General features: G+C 71.7%; 14 protein-coding genes. 3 read left to right on the top strand and 11 right to left on the bottom strand.

What is annotated here, in order from left to right:
* Positions 1-35: 35 nt before the first annotated feature.
* Genes ACFYOJ_RS14555 through ACFYOJ_RS14540 form a run of 4 tightly spaced genes read right to left on the bottom strand, consistent with a single transcriptional unit; the run spans position 36 to position 2,896 of the window.
* Positions 36-362 (bottom strand): AzlD domain-containing protein, encoded by a 327-nt coding sequence (locus tag ACFYOJ_RS14555; protein ID WP_356551068.1) that lies wholly within the window; start codon positions 360-362, stop codon positions 36-38.
* Positions 355-1,140: an AzlC family ABC transporter permease gene (locus ACFYOJ_RS14550; protein WP_356551069.1), complete on the bottom strand. Its 786-nt coding sequence runs from the start codon at positions 1,138-1,140 to the stop codon at positions 355-357. Before ACFYOJ_RS14550 ends, ACFYOJ_RS14555 begins: the two co-directional genes overlap by 8 nt.
* Complete coding sequence (locus ACFYOJ_RS14545; protein WP_356551070.1) at positions 1,137-2,258, bottom strand: pyridoxal phosphate-dependent aminotransferase; 1,122 nt, start codon at positions 2,256-2,258, stop codon at positions 1,137-1,139. Before ACFYOJ_RS14545 ends, ACFYOJ_RS14550 begins: the two co-directional genes overlap by 4 nt.
* Positions 2,258-2,896, bottom strand: coding sequence for a 2OG-Fe dioxygenase family protein (locus ACFYOJ_RS14540; protein WP_356551071.1), 639 nt, complete (start codon positions 2,894-2,896; stop codon positions 2,258-2,260). The genes ACFYOJ_RS14545 and ACFYOJ_RS14540 overlap by 1 nt, the downstream gene beginning before the upstream one ends.
* Positions 2,897-3,707: 811 nt before the next feature.
* Between ACFYOJ_RS14540 and ACFYOJ_RS14535 the strand changes: the two genes are divergently transcribed.
* Positions 3,708-4,412 (top strand): hypothetical protein, encoded by a 705-nt coding sequence (locus tag ACFYOJ_RS14535; RefSeq protein WP_356551073.1) that lies wholly within the window; start codon positions 3,708-3,710, stop codon positions 4,410-4,412.
* Positions 4,391-4,651, top strand: a complete 261-nt coding sequence (locus tag ACFYOJ_RS14530; protein WP_388597005.1) for a NucA/NucB deoxyribonuclease domain-containing protein — start codon at positions 4,391-4,393, stop codon at positions 4,649-4,651. The genes ACFYOJ_RS14535 and ACFYOJ_RS14530 overlap by 22 nt, the downstream gene beginning before the upstream one ends.
* 298 nt (positions 4,652-4,949) lie before the next feature.
* On the opposite strand, the gene ACFYOJ_RS14525 is transcribed toward ACFYOJ_RS14530, so the two are convergent.
* The 6 genes from ACFYOJ_RS14525 to ACFYOJ_RS14500 form a co-directional block, all read right to left on the bottom strand.
* Entirely contained in the window at positions 4,950-7,106 is a 2,157-nt protein-coding gene (locus tag ACFYOJ_RS14525) for a beta-galactosidase (RefSeq protein WP_356551075.1), read from the bottom strand.
* 30 nt (positions 7,107-7,136) lie between these two features.
* Positions 7,137-8,063, bottom strand: coding sequence for a carbohydrate ABC transporter permease (locus ACFYOJ_RS14520; protein ID WP_356551077.1), 927 nt, complete (start codon positions 8,061-8,063; stop codon positions 7,137-7,139).
* A complete protein-coding gene (locus tag ACFYOJ_RS14515; protein ID WP_356551078.1) occupies positions 8,060-8,974 on the bottom strand; it encodes a sugar ABC transporter permease in 915 nt (304 codons plus the stop codon). The genes ACFYOJ_RS14520 and ACFYOJ_RS14515 overlap by 4 nt, the downstream gene beginning before the upstream one ends.
* Before the next feature lie 22 nt (positions 8,975-8,996).
* Entirely contained in the window at positions 8,997-10,385 is a 1,389-nt protein-coding gene (locus ACFYOJ_RS14510) for an extracellular solute-binding protein (RefSeq protein ID WP_356551079.1), read from the bottom strand.
* 79 nt (positions 10,386-10,464) lie between these two features.
* Positions 10,465-11,514, bottom strand: coding sequence for a LacI family DNA-binding transcriptional regulator (locus tag ACFYOJ_RS14505; RefSeq protein ID WP_356551080.1), 1,050 nt, complete (start codon positions 11,512-11,514; stop codon positions 10,465-10,467).
* A 479-nt stretch (positions 11,515-11,993) separates the two neighbouring features.
* Positions 11,994-13,466, bottom strand: a complete 1,473-nt coding sequence (locus ACFYOJ_RS14500) for a family 43 glycosylhydrolase (RefSeq protein ID WP_356551082.1) — start codon at positions 13,464-13,466, stop codon at positions 11,994-11,996.
* A gap of 1,001 nt (positions 13,467-14,467) precedes the next feature.
* On the opposite strand from ACFYOJ_RS14500, the gene ACFYOJ_RS14495 reads away from it, so the two are divergent.
* The gene (locus ACFYOJ_RS14495; protein WP_356551209.1) at positions 14,468-16,372 is read left to right on the top strand and encodes an AAA family ATPase; all 1,905 of its coding nucleotides are present in this window, start codon (positions 14,468-14,470) and stop codon (positions 16,370-16,372) included.
* A 9-nt stretch (positions 16,373-16,381) separates the two neighbouring features.
* Here ACFYOJ_RS14495 and ACFYOJ_RS14490 read toward each other — a convergent pair whose 3' ends face one another.
* A complete protein-coding gene (locus ACFYOJ_RS14490) occupies positions 16,382-18,028 on the bottom strand; it encodes a translation initiation factor 2 (protein ID WP_388597002.1) in 1,647 nt (548 codons plus the stop codon).
* Between the last annotated feature and the right edge of the window lie 104 nt (positions 18,029-18,132).

The raw sequence follows: 18,132 nt of genomic DNA, 5'->3' as shown, positions 1-18,132 counted from the left end.
GCGCCGGTCGGATCGAATCGGTACGACCACGGCTCTCAGGCCAGGAAGTGGAGCAGCGCCATGTGGGCACCCGTTCCCAGCACGATCGCGAGGAGGGGGTTGCCGCGCCAGTGGTAGAGACCGGCGCACACGGCGATGCCGGCGATGGCCGGCAGGCCGTACGGATAGCGGTCGAACTCCACTCCGCGGACGGTGTAGACGACGAGGATCACCATGATCCCGGGAGGCAGCGCCGTACTGAGGTAGCCGAGCAACGGCGACGAGGAGACGTTCCTGAGCAGCAGGAACGGGGCCGACCTCAGGGCGAGGGTCACCACGGCCATCACGAGGACGGCCCCCATGACGTAGGAGGTCTCAGGCACGGGGCCTTCCTCTCACGGCGAAGTCGAGAGCGAGCAGGGCCAGGAAGACGACGACGGCGACGGTCAGGAACTGGTCGCCGCCCAGCACCCAGGCGACGGCCGAGGCCAGCAGACCGTATGCCACCGGCCTCCGGTTGACCCGCTTGCGCACGTGGTCCCAGGCCAGGACGACGAACAGCGCGGTGAGGGCGAACTCGACCCCCGACACCTCGTCGGGCAGGGCGGTCGAGGCGAGCGCTCCGGCGAGGCTGCCGCCTATCCAGTAGGCGTGGCTGAGCAGTTGGATGAGAGTGACCCTGCGGCCGTTCGCCGCGGCCTCGGGCCGGCTGGTGAGCAGCGAGTACGTCTCGTCGGTGAGCGCGAACACTCCGTACGCCCGCTGCATCCGGCCGGTCAGCAGATGCAGCGGGAACGACAGCCCGTAGAAGACGTGCCGGAAATTCACGAGGAACGTGGTCAGCGCGATGGCGGGGAGCGCCAGACCGGACGTGATCATGGTGACGGCCAGGAACTCCAGCGAACCCGCGAACACCACCAGGGCCGTGACGGGCGCCCAGAACCAGGGCAGCCCGGAGCTGACCAGGAGCAGTCCGAAGGCGGCGCCGAGCGGCAGGTAGCCCATGGCCACCGGCACCGTGTACCGGAGCGCGGCGGCCAGGTCCGCGCGCAGGCCGGAGCCTTCGGCGGCGGGCCGGCCCGGCGAGCCGGCGGACGGCTCGCCGGGCAGCAGGCCCGTCGCCTCGCGCTCCGCGTGAGAGGGGAGGTTCTCCGTGCTCACCGGAGGTCTCCGAGTTCGGCCGAAAGCCGCTTCAGGCCCTCCTCGAGCACCTCGTGGGGCCGCGCGAAGCTGATCCTCAGACCGTGCCGGGCACCGAAGACCTCAGCCGGCATGACCAGCATCCGCTGCCGTTCGAGGAGCCGTTCGGCGAACTCGGCCGACTCGACGGACGGGTCGAGATGGAGCCAGGCGAAGGGGGTGGTGGCCGGCTCCACCAGCTCGACCAGGCCCTCGTGCGCGGCGGCGAACTCGCGCAGCCGCACGAGGCCGGGCCCGACCAGGCCGTGGTACCGGGCGAGGTGGCGCTCCCGGTCCGCCAGGACCAGTGCGGCGGCTCGCTCCCAGGCCAGGGAGTTGGACACGGTGGTGTAGCGCTTGTAGTTGACCATCCGCTCGATCAGCTCGGCGGGACCCGTGGCCCAGCCGATGCGCAGGGCGGGGAGTCCGTAGACCTTGGAGAGCCCGGAGACGGACACCGACCGCGCGTAGCGGTGTACGACGGAGGCCGAGAAGTCGAGGAGGTACTCCTCGTCGTTGACGACCCACAGGCCGTGCTCGCCGGCCACCCGGAGCACTCCTTCCCACTCCGCCTCGCTCAGCGAGCGGCCCGAGGGATTACCCGGGCTGTTGAGGATGAGCAGGCGCGTGCGCGGGGAGACGGCGCGCGTCAGGGCGTCGACGTCGAAGGGGGTGCCGGGCCGCTGGTCGAGGACGGTGACCTCGCAGCCCATGTGGGCGGGCACCTCCCACGCCTGCTGCCAGCCGGGGGCGGTCGCCACCACGTGGTCACCGGGCGACAGGAGCGAGCGGTAGAGGAGGTACAGGGCCTCCTGGGCACCGTGCGTGATCATCACGTCCCGGCCGTCACCTGCCGGGTACCCGGTACTGCCGTACACCGCGGCGACCCGGGCGCGGAGTTCGGGCGTTCCCCGGTCGAGGCTGTAGTCCAGCTCCCAGTCGCCATCCAATGGCAGGTCCCTGACATGCTGGAACTGCACGCCGCTCTCGGCGAGATCGAGGTCGAAGCGGCCCTGGGCACGGCTGAACAGCCACTCCTGGATGGTGTAGGTGGCGATCCGGCCCGCCGGGTCCTCCGGCGTCCGCTGCGCGCCCGGCATCAGTGCTCGCCTCCGAGGGCGAAGGTGGTGACGAACACGTCGCGGTGGGCGGTCTCCCCCGGGATCTTCGGGGTGACGGGGCTGACGTAGTGCACCACTTCCCGGTCGGCGAGGAACAGCACCTCGCCGGGGGCCATGACGCGTTCGACGATGACCTCCTCGCTGTCCCGGTCGCGGACGAGGGAGATCCCTCCGCTGACGTTCGTGGTCCCGATGCAGGCGACCGCGATCAGGTCGAACCCGTCCTGGTGGAAACCCTCGGGCGCGGGCAGGCCGACCGTCTCGTCGTCGGCGGTGATACGGATCTGGTGGCAGCCGATCCGGAACTCCTCCTCCGCCACCAGCGCACGGGTGGCGGCGGAGTTCACCAGCGCCTCGGCGAATGCGCGGCCGGCCTCGGGCAGCGGGGCGAACCGGCGTTCCACCCCTCCCGCGTAGCCGTTGACGTTCTCGCTCTGGAAGAACGACCCGGGTTCGTCGTCCCACAGGAAGGACCGGCCCTTCACCGTGGCCTCGCCGAAGGCGCGGAACCGGAAGCAGCGGTCGTGCTGCAGATAGGTGTCGGCGGGCAGGGTCGCGTAGCTGGCTGTCAGCCCGTCCGAGATCTGGCCGAGGGCGGACGCGAGGGTGTATCTCACTGCTTCTCCTGGAGCGTTTCTCAGTCTTCCGGAACCGGGGCACAGGCACATCGGCCGGTGCGCGGACAGCGGCACATCCTGCTGCTGTCGGCGCGCGGCGCCGTGCGCGGGCACCTCGGCCGCGGCGCACGAACGCGGCGGGGCGGCGTCGTGGCGGGGCATCGGTGCGGCGGGGCGTCGGTGCGGCGGGACTGCGTCCGGCTCTTCTCCGCGGAGCGCGGACCGTGAGACGGCGGGACGTGTGCGCGACACCTCCGGCAACGGCCGTGCGGCGGGCGGCAAGGCCCCGCGGACACCCGGCGGCAGGTACGTGAGTCCCGGTGTGAGCACATCTGAGTTCCGCATGAGCCCCCCGGCGAACAAGACGGTCCGACACCGGTGCGGGCTGCCGCACCCTCTGCTGCGCGGCCGGATAGGCCTCAAGTAGCGCCGGGGCTGGCCGAGTTGGGTGGTCGGTGCCAGGCGGCGCCAGTACGTTGGCATCCGCGGCGGGAAAGATCAAGTCCGCCTCTCCGCCCCTCCCGCGCGACCGGGGTCTCCTCGCAGGTCAGAGGCGTATTGCGGGCACCCGCAAGGGCGTCCAAGGAATGGACAGCCCCTCCACGGCCCCTTGGGCGGTCCCGTCCCGCCGACGTCCGGACCCCGGAGGACACCCGTCCCGCCGGTGTCGACCGTTCGTGTCCCCGGCGGGAGTCGACCGCCGCTCGTCGGCCTTTGATCCGCCTTTACCTCGCCTGATTCTCTCGCCTGGGGTCCTGCGGCTGTGCGCCCCGTGCACACCAGGCGGGATGACAACCCTCAAGGGAGATACGTGATTTCACGCAAACGCGTCCGGACAGGCATGGCCATGGCGGCGGGTCTGATGCTGCTGCCCGCGCCCACGGCCGTCGCCGGAACACCCGAGCCCGTACCGTCCTCACCGAGTGCCCGCGCGCTCGTGCCGCTGCAGGCGACGACCGCGGTCGAGCCGGTGAAGGTGACGTTCGAGCTCACCCGGAAGCAGATCGAGGAAGCCCGTGACCGGGCCCGCGCCAAGAAGTCCGGCAACGCCCCGGTGGCCGCGCCGCCGACCGGGTCCTCCGGAGTGCCGGCGATGTCCGCGGGACACCCCATCGGCACCGCGCCCCCGGCCGACCTGGCCGGGCAGTGCTTCGCCCGGTCCGGCACGTTCAGCGTCTACTTCGACCGGTACACGCACTGTTCCCGTGTGCCGATCACGGCGGAGTACTACGAGAAGGACGAGATCACCGGCCGGCGCGGTGACCACCTGGGCACCACCACCACCCGCAGCCCCGCAACCCTGATGTGGGGCAACTGGAACAACAACCTGCTGTGGAACTACTGGAACGTGAACAACCTCGCCTCGTCCGGCACCGGGCGTGACAAGGTGTCCGCGAACGGCGCGCACATGGAGTTCTTCACCGACGACGCGAAGTACGACGTCGGCGAGCCGGGAAGGACGGCGCCTGCTACGGCACGGGCAAGTACGCCACCCTGTACGCCGCCAACGGGCTGAACCCGCGGCCGGACACCAGCACTCAGCAGTGCGACGAGTTCCCGTTCCGGGCGACCCGCGAGGGCGCGGCGAGCGCGGACTGGGACTTCTCCGTGCGGGCCGTCACCAGCTCGCACAACTCCTCCGCCGGCGGAATGCTCCCCTGGTACTTCAGGGACGACCGGATCCTGGCGTGGGACGCGGGGCTGCCGTACCCGGACCACAGCAACGACAAGTTCTACGTGCGGATCGCCGACTAGCGGTCACGGCGGTGACCGGCGGCGCACCCCCGTACCTGTGCGACGGTCGCGCCGACGGGTGTGGGCGAGGCGCTGGCCCGCATGGCGGTGCGGTCGCCCGAGCCGGGTGAGGCGGCCCTCGCACCAGGCGTTCCCCGACCGGACCGGGCTCGTCGTCCGGCAGCCGGTGGAGAATGCCACCCGTCGGGTTGCAGCCGTGCGCGGTCGCCGGCGGCAGGGCCAGGAGCGCGGCGACGGCGGCGAGGACGGTTTCGGTTCTGCGGAGGGTTTTTCGCACGGTGTGCCCCTCTGCGGGGTGTCAGGCGGATCGGTCGGTGAGCACCCGTACGTCCCAGGCGCCGAGCGTGAGGTCGGTGCCCGCGGGGAGGGCGGTGCCGTCCAGGACGTCGGTCAGGTCGGCGGGGACGGCGACGCGGGCCGGCTCCCAGCTCCAGTTGTGCACGATGTGGACGCGGGACGACTCGGCGCGGCCCGTGGACACGGTGACCGTGGGCGGCAGGTCCCCCCAGCCGTGGCGGGCGGCGGGGGCCAGCCACGCGGCGAGCGAGCGGGCGAGCGCGCGGCCCGGGACGGTGCCGACCACGGTGACACGGCCGGCGCCGTGGCGGCGGGTGGTGGCCGCGGGCCAGCGGCCGAAGTGCGGGTGGGCGTAGGTGGCGAGCACGGTGGTCCCCGGGTCGGTGACGGTGAGGCCGTCCACCCAGCGCGTCGCCGTCGACCCCGCGGGCAGTTCGAGACCGCCGCCGGACTGCCGGACCGGCAGAGAGCCCTGGAGGTTGCTGAATTCGTCGTAGGTCACACCGGCCGCGGCGGCGAGCGGGCCGCCGGGTGCCGGCTCACGGCGGGCCCGCGCCTCCTGATCGGCGTAGCCGGTGCGCGGCCCGAGCACGAGGTGCCCGCCCGCGTGGGCGTAGGCGGCGAGCCACTCCAGGGTCGAGTCGGCCGTCAGGTACAGCGCGGGTGCGACCAGCACTGGGTGACGGTGTGCGGCCGCCTCCGGTGTCATGCCGGGACGTTCGCCGCGCGGGTCGTGCAGCCGGCGGGCGTGGACGATGCGGACCTGGCGGCCCGCGTCGAAGGCGCCGCGGTGGAAGGGGTCGAGGATGCGGTGGTACGCGGCCGGGTCCGGGCCGCCGTCGGGGGCGGCCAGCGGCGGGTGCTTCTGCATCAGCCACTTGCTCGGTGTGGAGTACACGAGCGTGATGTCATGGTCCGGGACGAGTCCCGCGACGAGCGGTCCCGCGGTCTCGAACTCGGCGCCCAGGCGGGCGAGCTCGGCGTACGTGCGGCCCGGCCGCCCGGTGTGCGGCAGGACACCGCCCCAGTACGTCTCGGCGCCGAAGTGCAGGGTGTGCCAGTGCCAGTACTCGATCATGCGGGCGCCGCGGCCGACGAGCGCCCAGGCCGCCTGACGCCACTGGCCGTCGAAACCGGGCCGGTTCTCCCAGGGGCCGCCGATGGACTGGGCGTTGGTCTCCGTCACCAGGAACGGCTCCTGGCGCGAGGCGAACATCCGGTCGGCGCTCTGGTGGAGCGCGTGGACGCCGGACGTCTGCCACCGGTCGCCGTGGCCCGAGTCCTGCTCCGGCGGTGCGGGCAGCGCGAGGCCGTCCTGCATCGCGTAGTACGGGTTGCCCGCGGCGATGTCGAGCCGGTCGGTGAGCTCGTCGTCCTCGACGGCGGGGCGGGTGTAGGAGATGCACGTGGTGACGAACTGTCCGGGGCGGGCGTACTCGCGCACGAGTCCGGCCTGCCAGCCGATGAACTCCGTCACCTGCCGGGCCTGGAACTCCCGCCAGGCGACGTCGTACTGGGGCTGCGCGTTGCCGTCCGGAGTCCACAGATCCGCCCAGGTGGACAGGCGGTGCGACCAGTAGACCAGGCCCCACTCGCGGTTGAGGGTCTCCACGTCGCCGTACCGGTCGCGCAGATGGTCGACGAAACGCTGGAACACGCCGTGGTTGTGGAGCAGTTCGAGCCCCGGTTCGTTGTCGACCTGGAAGCCGATCACGGCCGGGTGGCCGGCGTACCGGGCCGCGATCCTGCGGATGACGCGTTCGGCGTGGAAGCGGAAGGCCGGGTGGGTGAAGTCGGCCTCCTGCCGTGCGCCCCAGCCGATGCGCTGCCCGGTGGCCCGCTCACCCGCGATCTCCGGGTACTGACGGGCCAGCCACGGCGGGACCGCGTAGGTCGGCGTGCCGAGGATGACGGAGATGCCGCGCTCATGGGCTCCGTCGAGGACCGGCCGCAGCCAGTCGAGGTCGAAGCGGCCGTTGTCCGGCTCCCAGGTCGACCACACCGACTCACCGACCCGGATGACGGTGAAGTGCGCGTCGGCCATCAGATCGAGATCGGTCCTGAGACGTTCCTCGGAGGCCTCGTGCGGCTGGTACTCGTAGTAGTAGGCGGCACCGAACAGGACCCGGTCGGGCAGGGCGGCGTGCACACGCTTCACAGAACTGAACCTCCGTACGGGTAGGGGGAGTCACTGCTTGACGCCGCCGGCGGCCAGGCCGCTCTGCCAGTACCGCTGGAGCATCAGGAACGCCACGACGAGCGGCACGACGGAGATCAGCGAGCCGGTCACCACGAGCGCGAGCATCTCGCTGCTGGCCCCGGCGCCGCCGTTCTGCGCCTGGGCCGCCCAGGAGGAAAGCCCCACGGTGAGCGGGTACTGGCGCGGGTCGTTGAGCATGATCAACGGCAGGAAGTAGTTGTTCCACGTCGCGACCAGCGTGAACAGGACGACGGTCACCAGGCCGGGGGCGAGGAGCCGGAGCGCGATGCGCAGGAAGATGCGCAGCTCGCCCGCGCCGTCCATCCGGGCGGCCTCGACGAGGCTGTCCGGCACGGCGTCCTGGGCGTAGATCCGCATCAGGTAGAGACCGAAGGGGCTGACCAGTGACGGCAGGATGACGGCCCAAGGGGTGTTGACCAGGCCGAAGTTGGCGAAGAGGAGGTAGGTGGGGATGGCCAGGGCCGTGGTGGGGACCATCACCGCGCCGAGCACGAGGTTGAAGGCGAGCCGGTCGCCCCGGAACCGGTACTTGGCGAACCCGTACCCGGCGGCCGCGGCCAGCAGTGCCGCGCCGAGCGCGCTCAGGCCCGCGTACCAGGCGGTGTTGAGCAGCCAGCGCACGAAGACACCGTCGTCGTGGGTGAGGGTGCGGCGCAGGTTCGCCAGCGGCTGCGGCGAGTCGGAGAACCACAGGCCGAAGGAGCCGAACAGGTCCTGGGTGCTCTTGGTCGAGGCGATCACCAGCCAGACCAGAGGGATCAGGAAGTACGCGAGGACGGCGAGCGCGGCGATGGTCAGCGGGGTGCTGCGACGGGAGCGGGCCCGGCGGAGAGGACGCGGGCCCAGGGGACCGGCCGCCTCGGCGTCCTCGGCCCGCACGGCTGTCGTGGTCATCGCTTGCTCCTGCGGTGGACGGTGAGCAGGACGGCGTAGGAGACGACGACGGTGACCAGACCCAGGAGGAAGGACACCGTGGCCGCGTAGTTGACCTGCTGGCCGGTGAAGGCGAGGGAATAGGCGTACAGGTTCGCGGTGTAGGCGCTGTCGATGACGTTGGGCGCCACGCGCTGCAGCAGGCTCGGCTCGTTGAAGAGCTGGAAGCTGCCGATCACGGAGAACAGCAGGCACAGGCCGAGGGCCGGCCGCAGCGCGGGGAGCTTGACCGACCAGGCGATCCGCCAGGCACCCGCGCCGTCCATGGCGGCGGCCTCGTACAGCTCCTGCGGCACCGTGCGCAGCGCCGCGTACAGGATGATCATGTTGTACCCGGTGAACTCCCAGGTCACGATGTTCGCCAGACTGCCGAGCATCCAGGAGTCGCTGAGGAGGTCGGGTACGGAGACGTGCAGGTGGCGGCCCGCCTGGGCGATCGGTCCGAAGTCGGGGCCGTACAGGTACCCCCACATGAGGGTCGCGATGACACCCGGGACGGCGTACGGCACGAACGCGCCGAGCCGGACGGCACGGGCGAACCGCAGGAGTCCGCTGTCGAGGACGAGCGCGAGGGCGACGGCGAGCAGCAGCATCACCGGCACCTGGAGCACGAAGAACAGGGCGACGCGGCCGACCCCCTCCAGGAACAGGGAGTCCTGGAGCGCCGTCGCGTAGTTGTCGAGGCCGACGAAGACCGAGCCGCCGATCAGACGCTCGCGGAACAGACTGAGATAGGCGGCGTAGCCGAGCGGCGCCAGGAACAGGAGCAGGAACAGCACCAGGAACGGGGCGACGAACATCGGGCCCGCGGTGCGGGGGCGGTGCCGTCGCGAGGGGGGCCCGGTCGTGCGGGCCGCGGTGGTGACGCTCATCGGCGGGCCTTTCTGCGGGTGGTCAGGAGGTGGCGGTGGCGACGGTGAAGCCCTGGCCGCGGGCGTACGCGGTGATGCGGGACTGCCAGCGGGCGAGCGCGGGGACGGTGCCGGAGCGGTCGGCGAGCGAGGTGCCGACGGTCTCCACCCAGTCGGTCGTCACCTGGTCCAGGAACGGCGGCCACTGGAAGGCGGGGTCCACGGTGGCGGAGATGTCGGCGAAGACCTTGTTGACGTGCTGGCCGCCGTAGAAATCGGGGGCGTCGCCGGTGAAGGAAGGGTCCGCGAGCAGGGCCTTGGTCGCCGGGAAGAAGAACTGCTCGGTGGTGAACATCCGGGTGCTCGCCGCATCGGTGTTGAGGAACTGGGCGAACCGGGCGGCGGCGACGGGGTGCCGCGTCGTGCGGGTGACGGCGGTCGTCGAGCCGCCCCAGTTCCCGGAGACGGACGCCGAGGCGTCCCACTGCGGCAGCGGCGCCGCCCGCCACTTGCCGGCCGTGCCCTTCGCCGACCCGGACAGGAACACCGGGCCCCATGCCGCGGTGATCCAGGTGGCGTAACGGCCCTGGTCGAGCGCCGCGTACCAGGCGTCGGTGAAGTCCGGTGTCGTGCCGATGACGCCCTCGCGCACCAGGCCGTCCCAGTAGGCGCCCAGCTCGCGGGAGACACGGTCGTCGACGTTCACGGTGATGTGGCCCCGTCGCCCGGATCGCGCGTACGGGCGCGCTCCCGCCTGCCACATCAGGCCGTGCCAGGCCGCCGTCTCGTTCGGCGCGACGTTGGTCAGCTGCACCCCCGGGTCGGCGCGGTGCAGGACGCGGGCCGTCTCGGCGAACTCGGCCCAGGTGCGCGGGGGCCGGAGGCGGTGCCGGTCGAAGATGTCCTTGCGGTACAGCATCCCCATCGGCCCGGTGTCCTGCGGGATCGCCCACACCTCACCGCCGGGCCCGGTGACCTGCCCCCACGCCGACTCGGTGAAGGTGTCGCCGAGCCGTGACGCGCCGTACGGGGCGAGATCGAGGAGGCTGTCGGTGATCGTGAAGGACGGAATGGCCTGGTACTCGATCTGCACGACGTCGGGGGCGCCGCGGCCCGCCCGCAGCGCGGTGCGCAGTTTGGAGTAGTGGGTGGCGCCCTGTCCCGCGTTGACGACCCGGACCTTGATCGCGGGGTGCTTCTTCTCGAAGAGGGCGACCTCCTTCTCGATGCCCGGCACCCACGTCCAGAACGTCAGCTCGGCCGGTTCGGTGAGGGCCTCGGCGATGTCGGACGCGGAGAGCGGGCGCGCCGGGGGATCGACGGGTTCGGCGCGCCCGCACGCGGCGAGTGCGGCACCCAGGGGGACGGCGGTGGCGGCGGCGAGCAGGCGCCTGCGGCTCGGCGACGCAGGGGAGGGGGAGGTTCCGGGCATGGCGAACTCCAGCCGGGGCTCGTCGGGACGGAGGAGGAGCGGCGAGGGGCGCAGCCGGCTCGCCGTGGTGCGAGGGGTGTCACGCGGACACGGCGGGCGGTGCCGGGGGAGCCGTGGACGCGCGTACCACGAGGTCGACGGACGGATCGCACACCGGCAGCGGGGCGGCGTCCGGACTCTCGATGGCGTGGACCAGACGCTTGAGCCCGTCCTGTGCGACCGTGTCGAAGGGCTGCCGCACGGTGGTCAGGGGCGGTGTCACGAACCCGGCCACCGGGCTGTCGTCGAACCCGACGACGCTGACGTCCCGCGGCACCTGCCGCCCCGCTTCGGTCATCGCCCGGATCAGGCCGATCGCCATGTCGTCGTTGGCCGCGAACACCGCGGTCACCCGGGGATCGGCGGCGAGGACGCGCCCGGCCTCGTACCCGGACGCGGCCGACCAGTCGCCCTCGACGATCGGCGGCTCCTCGCGGCCGTGCGCATCGAGGGCCGCCCGCCAGCCGGCCAGCCGGTCCCGTGCCGCGTACCACCGCTGCGGGCCCGCGACGTGGTGCACCGTCAGATGGCCGAGTTCCAGCAGGTGTTCCGTCGCCACCCGCGCCATGGTGTCGGCGACGGAACCCGCCGTCACCAGGCTGGGCGCGGTGAACGGCGCGGGCGCGCCGAAGACCAGGGTCGGCACCTCGACGCGCATCGGCATCTCGCCCTCGTCGATGGGTTCGGAGATGACGATCCCGTCCACGCCCTGGTCGAGCAGGGTGTGCACGGCCCCGGCGATGCCCGCCGGGTCCCCTTCGACCGTGTTGACCACGCGCAGCGCGTACCCGCTGTCCCGAACGGCCCGCTCGATGCCCATGAGCAGGGAGGCCGGTCCGTACAGGGCCGTGCCGAGGGTGACCACGCCGAGGGAGCAGGTCCGGCCCGAGGCCAGGGCCCGGGCCGCGTTGTTGCGCCGGTAGCCGAGCGCCGCGGCGGCCTCCAGGACGCGTCGGCGCACGTCGGCGGAGACGTATCGCTCGCCGTTGAGGACGCGCGACACCGTCTTCTGCGACACACCGGCCAGACGTGCCACATCCGCACTGCGCGGCGCGGGGGAACTGCCGCTCCGCGGTTCCGTTCGTGTCATGGAGCCTTCCCGGATCCGACGGCCGTCCCGTTCCGGCGACCGTATGACTGCGCTGTCATGTCTGCGCAGTCATATCTAGACGGTCGGGCGGACGACGTCAATACGTTGCGCACGGACTCGACTTGCCCGGAAACCGGGGCTGATCGTGGTGATGACCGGGCCGGCGGGCGGCGTCGTCACGGAGTGTGCTCCGGGCCGGTGACGCCGACCGCGGGCCGGGCGGTCCCGCGCATCGGAGAAACCCCTGATGGACGGGTTCTCGGCCGGGATCACCCGTGACCGGGCCACGATCGGCGACTCCCCTTCCCCCGGTGCCGAGTTCGATGCCTTGCAGCAGCGACACGAGCACGGTGTCGGGTTCGGTGCGAGGCGCCCGCGTGGCGGGGCGTAGGTGACGGCGGGGCCGGTGCACGGGGCGCCCTCGGGACGTGCGGTCGCTTTCCCGTTCGGGGCCGGCCGCCCGTGGCCGAGCGCGGGGGTCAGGTGAGGCTCCATTGCTGGGCGTTGTTGCCGTTGCAGGTCCATTGGCGGACCTCGGAGCCCGGTGCGGTGGCCCAGTTGTAGTTGTCCAGGCACAGGCCGCTGTGCCGGTTGGTGAGTGTGGAGTAGCCGTCTGCCGCCGGTGTCACCCGCCACTGCTGGACCGCGGTGCCGTTGCAGGTCCATTGGCGGACCTCGGAGCCCGGTGCGGTGGCCCAGTCGTAGTTGTCCAGGCACAGGCCGCTGTGCCGGTTGCGGATCTGGTGGTACCCGTCACCGGCGGGTGTCAGGGACCAGTCCTGGACGGCCAGGCCGTTGCAGGTCCATTGCTGGACCGGGGAGCCGGCCGCGGTGGCCCAGTCCTTGTCGTCCAGGCACAGGCCGCTGTGGCGGTTGCGGACGACCAGCGGTGCTGCCGCCGGGACGGCGGTCTCGCCCGAGGGACCCTGGAGAACGGCCGATGTCGACACCGGGGCGCCGAGGTTCGGGGTGCCGTCCGCGTTCCAGGAGATCTTCTGCACCCGGGTCGTGCGGGTGGTGCCGCAGCCTTGGCTCGCCGAGGAGTTCGCGTGGTAGGCGATCCAGGTCTCGGTGCCGTCGGGGGAGGTGAAGAACGAGTGGTGTCCGGGACCGAACACCCCGGCGGCGTCGTTGCGCTGGAAGATCGGTTCCGGGTGCTTGGACCACGAGGCCGCGGCGAGCGGGTCACCGCCGCGGTACTCCAGCATGCCCAGCTTGTAGTTGGGGCCGTTGCAGTGGCTGGCCGAGTACGTCAGGAAGGTGCGGCCGTTGCGCTGCAGGGCGAACGATCCCTCGTTGACCGCTCCGTCCTGCCGTTCCCAGGCGAGCGTCGGAGCCGAGATCCGCGTTCCGTACGCGCCGGCCGTCCACGGGTTCGTCATCGGCGCGATGTAGAGCGACTGCAGGTCGTCCTGCGGAGAGAACGCGGAGAACGTCATGTAGAGACGCCCGTTGAGGCGCAGCAGGCTCGCGTCGATCGCCCATCCGTTGTCGGGCATGAGATTGACGATGCCGCGATCGGTGTACGGGCCGAGCGGATCGGACCCGGCGCTCTCCAGGACGTGCGTGCGGCGGGGCGCGCAGCACTGCTCCACCGAGTAGTACAGGTACCAGCGGTCGCCCACCCTCTCCAGGTGCGGCGCCCACATCTGTGTCCCGCCGGTGCGGAAGACCACCCGCTCCGGGGCGCTGCGCAGACCGGCGACGGTCGGCGATCTGCGCATGACGACGTCGGACGACCAGGTGGTCGCCACGTAGTAGTAGAAGCCGTCGTGGTACACCAACGTCGGATCGGCGCTGTTCGGCACATCGACCACGGGGTTGGTGAAGGAGGGCCCGGGCGCGGCTTCGGCCCGAGAAGTGGCTATCAGGTTCATGCCAATCGCGGTGACGAGGGCGAGGGCGAGCAGGAGAAGCCGCCGTACCGCCTTCGGGTACTGAGTGAATGACACCTGTCCTCCTGGGATGGGGCGCCTGTACGGAGTCGCGCGAACATGACGTACGGCGTCTTGCGCGTGCGCTACCGGCAGCGGCCGCAGAGATCGGTGCGGCACACGGGCCGTGTCTGCTGTCGGGGGCTGGGGCGGTCACGTGATCACACAGAACAGCAAGTACGAGATGTCGAACATGGTTCTCGTCGCCGAGCGGGGAGGACGATACAAGCGAACGAAGCGCGGAGCCATAGTTCTCACACGCTCGCTCGCACGGGAGGCACGTCCCCGTGCGGCGCCGGCGGTCGCGGCGTACGGGGCGCCTCACCGGCCGTTGGGCCTCTTCGGAGGACCTCGACGAGCGCGTCCCGGCATGACCGGCGTCGAGGCGAGCGACGAGTCCGTGCCTGCCCGAGACCGCCGACGGCGGCCCTTGTCGTGGTGCAGCCGATCACGGTCAGGGAGCGCCCGGGGGCGTGTGCCGGTGACCTTCGCGCCCTGCCCGCAAGGCGGGCCATCGCCGACGCGGTCCGCGCCCAGCACGACCGCGCAACCTGCCTGCACGAACACGGAGCCCGCCACTCGACCGTGGTGAAGCGGAACCACCCCGGACCGCACGAGAAGGTCCGGAGCCTGCCCTGGCGGGACAGCCGCCTGGACCACTGCGCACGCGGACGCGGCCCCCGCGACGGGCCGGAGGGGGAGCGTGCGCCGGAACTGGCACCACTGAGTGCCTGTCGTGAGCGAAGTCGGCTGGAGAAGCAGCTACTTGGTCCTGTGCTCATCACTTCGCCCTTAAAGTGGGGCGTCAGGCGAACGAGGCGCTCAGGCGAGGACGCTCCGGAGCGGAGCCTCTTTCGGTCGCGCCTTTGGATGACCGGGACGACAACGCGAAGGGCTGGGACGGACCCATGAGAGTGCAGCTTCCTCCTGAGCCGGCGTGTTTCGTCGACCGCGACGAGCAGAGAGAGCGCGTGCTGCGTGCGGTGAGGGAGTGGACAGGGCGTTCCCGACCCTTGCTCGTGACGCTCAGCGGGCCGCAGGGCATGGGGAAGACGGAGCTGGCCCGTCTGTTCGCCCGCGTACTCCGTGACGAGTTCCCCGACGGGGTTCTGTCCGTGGACCTCGACGACTTCCGGGTGGGTGGTGCGGCGGATCCCGGTGACGTGCTCGCGCAGTTGCTGGAATCCCTCGACGTGGAGCCGGCCTTCGTCTCGACGCAGTTCAAGGCGCGGTGCAACCAGTACTGGAGCAGGACCGCCGAGGTGCGGCTGATCCTGATCGTGGACAACGCGCGGTACGCGTCGGAGATCGTCCCGCTGCTGCCGGCGTCGGGCGAGAGCCTGGTGATCGTCACCAGTCACAGCCCGCTGCGTGACCTGGAGGACGGAGCCGCTCTCGGGATCACACTGCCGCCGCTGGAGGAGTGGGCGGCGACCGAGCTGCTGGAACTGGTCGTGCAGGATCCCAGGCTGGCGGCCGATCCCGAGTCCGTAAGGACGCTGGTGCGCCTGTGCGAAGGTATGCCGGCGGCGCTGCACGTCGCGGGCGGGTGGGTGCGCAGGCATCGGCTGAGGCCGCTGTCCCGCCTCGTCCCGCAGTTGCAGAACGAATGGGAGGAGAGGGGCGTCCCCGGCGTGGAGCGGTTCTGGGACACCGTCTACGAGGGTCTGTCCTCCACCGCTGCCCTGCTCTACCGCCTGCTGCCGCACCATCCCTCGACGACCTTCACGCTGGATTCCGCCACGGCGCTGCTGGGCCTGGGGCCCGAGGAGTGCGAAGGCGCGCTCGAGGAACTGGACAGAGCCGGTCTGCTGGACCTGAGCGAGATGCTGTCCTCGTCGGACGGACGGATGCGCCTGCCCGGTCCCCTGCGCGCTCACGCCGTGCGGCGGTCACGCCGGGATGCCGAGGAGGGTGAGGCGGAGGAGGGGCTCAGGAGGCTTCTGCGCTGGCTCGTCAGGCAGTTCCAGCGGGCCGACCGGTTCGCCGCCGGTCCCCGGCTCATCGTCGGTGACGAGTTCGCCGCTCTGGCCGAGGCACCGGACGTTCCGTTGGAGGATCCGAGGGGGACGGCCGACCCCACGGAGAAGGCCGCGCGTTCCGACCGGGCGTCCGCCTGGCTGTACGAGGAGCGCCATGTGCTGTTCGCGGCCCTGCGCATGGCCCACGAGCGCGGGATGGACGCCGAGGTGGTGGCTCTGTCCGAGGTCGTGTGGACGTACGCACTGGACCATCCCCATCAGTCCGATGTCATCGGGGTCTTGAGGCTGGCCGTCGCGTCCGCGGTCCGCGACGGCGCCCGGCCGGCCTGGTCGGTGCGCACGCGATGCCAGCTCGCCCGTCACCTGTGGGAGGCCGGCCTGGTGAGTGAGGCGGAGGACCAGCTCGACAACGCCGAAGCGGCGCTCGGGGGGCTCGGAGACGGCGAGCGGGACCGCAAGCTCGCCGCATCACTGGTCGAGTTCCGGGGCATGCTCGACGGAGCCCGGGGTGAATGGGCCTCCGCCGCGGCCGAGTTCGCACGGTCGCGCCGGATGCACCTGGCGATTCCCAACCCCTACGGTGCCATGCTCCAGACATATCGGCTGGGTGAGGCCAGAGCGAAGCTCGGTGAGCTGGAGGAGGCGTACGAACTGCTCGCCGAGGCACACGGCCTGGCCGTGGCGCAGGAGCGCGAGAGGATGACCCGTCGTACGGGCTTCGCGCTCGCCGGGGTGCTGTGCCGCCTCGGCCGTACGGCTCAGGCCCGCCCGTTGTACGAGGAGTCGCTGCGAGCCGCCCGCCGGCGGCGGTCGGGCTTCGACCAGGCCCGTGTCCATGAGGCGATGGCCGAGTTGGCGCAGAGCGAGGGGCGGAGCGCCGAGGCCGCGGAGCATCGTGCTGCCGTCCGTGACATCCGGCGGCACAACGGTCTGGGCGAGTAGACGGCTGGATCAGAAGGGCTCCGCCGCTTCGGCGCCCGTGGCCGGGCGCAGGACGAGGGCGAAGGCGCGGTTGCCGATGACGCAGCTCAGACGGCTCGGAGCGACAGGGGCGGCGGGGGAGCGGCGCAGAAACCAGGCGTGGACTGCCGACGCCGCTGCGGCCGGGTCGACGCGTGTCACTCGGCCGCCTTCGTACCGGGGCTCTGCCTGGACGGCGTATGCCTCCGCGTGTCCGCGTGTCCGGAACAGAACCAGGCCCGAGGACAGGATCGCCGCGGCCGAACGGCAGCCCGGATACGCGGACAACACGTGCCGGGTCCACCCGTCCGAGGTCCAGGACTGCCCTGACCGGGTGTCGGAGAGGGGGAGCGGGCGCCGGTACAGCAGCCCCGCCGAGCGGACGAGCGCTTCGCTCGCGGCTCCGTACTCCGCGGTCAGGTGATGTCCGGGCGAGCCGATTCCGACGGGGCGCCGGGCGATGCGGAGGCTCTTGCCGTTCACGTCGGCGTCCACGTCCACGTCGAACGCCGCGGGTGCGCGGTCGGCGGGGCCAGGTGGGGGCAGGACCCGGGGCGGACCGGCAAGGGCCGGGGGTGTCAGGCCGAGGAGTGCGTACAGTTCGGTCCGCAGCAGGGACAGTGCTCTTCCCTGGTGTGCGAAGGCCGCCCGAGCGACCTCCTGGCCTGTGCCCGGCCGGTAGGCACGGAGGTCCTCCTCCAGTGACTCGGCGGAGCCCAGCCGCGGTATCCGGCGCAGGAGCGCGTGCATGGGACTGCCCGGTATCAGCTCGATCCCGTCCTGGTAGACGCTCACAGCGGGCCGGTCCTCCGCGGCGCAGTAGTACAGCGCCGCGGAGCCGTGGTCGGTGACCAGCGCATCGGCGGCGATCAGGAGGGACGCCCACTCCTCGTGGGGGCTCGCCAGGACCATGCCGGCGTCGAGGGCGGGTGCGAGCCGCTCGGCCAGTTCGTACGTGCCGAGCAGACTGTGCTCATTGGGGTGTACGACCAGTGCCAGTTGGTATTCGTCCTGGGGAAGCCGGGCGGCCAGCCGGACCGGCAGATCAGGGTGCCGCCGCAGCAGCGACTCCGGCCCCCAGGTGGAGACCAGCACGACAAGCCTGCGTGCTCCCGTACCCAGTGCCGCACGGTAACGCTCACGCAATGGGCGAGAGGCGAGGACACGCTCCAGCGTGGGGTCGCCGACGACCTTGGCCCGGTCGGCGGCTCGCCGGTCGACCGCGGCGAGCCGCGCGACCTGGTCGGGATGGGCGACCGCGTGGAGGGCTACGGGCGCGGCAACACCGCCGTCACGGAGGAGGAACGCGGGATCGAGCCCGGACGCCGAGTCCGAACCCTCCCCGGGAATCGACTTGTTGTACCCGGCACCATGCGGCAACAGCACATGCCGGCCGCGGAGCAGATGCAGGTCGCCTTTCGGGCTGGCCGCGAGGACCAGGTCGTACGAGCGTGAACACGCCTCGCTCCAGGGCACCAGCCTCCCGCCGACGTCCTCGATGACGGAAAGTACGTCGACCCCGAAATCGGAGCCCGGCATGAGGGTGAAGAGCCGAGTGATCCGGTCATCACCCGACAGCGCGGGGAGAGTGTCCAACAGGCGGTAGAGGGCCACCGCTGAACGGGCGGCAAGCAGCACCGTCGCCCGTCGCCCGTCGCCCGTCGCCCGTCGCCCGTCGCCCGTCGCCCGTCGCCCGTCGCCCGTCGCCCGTCGCCCGTCGCCCGTCGCCCGTCGCCCGTCCG

This window comes from Streptomyces sp. NPDC006384, from assembly GCF_042870695.1.
Lineage (GTDB): Bacteria > Actinomycetota > Actinomycetes > Streptomycetales > Streptomycetaceae > Streptomyces.
Note: the sequence above shows the minus strand (reverse complement) of the source record. Positions and strands in the feature narration are given on the sequence as shown.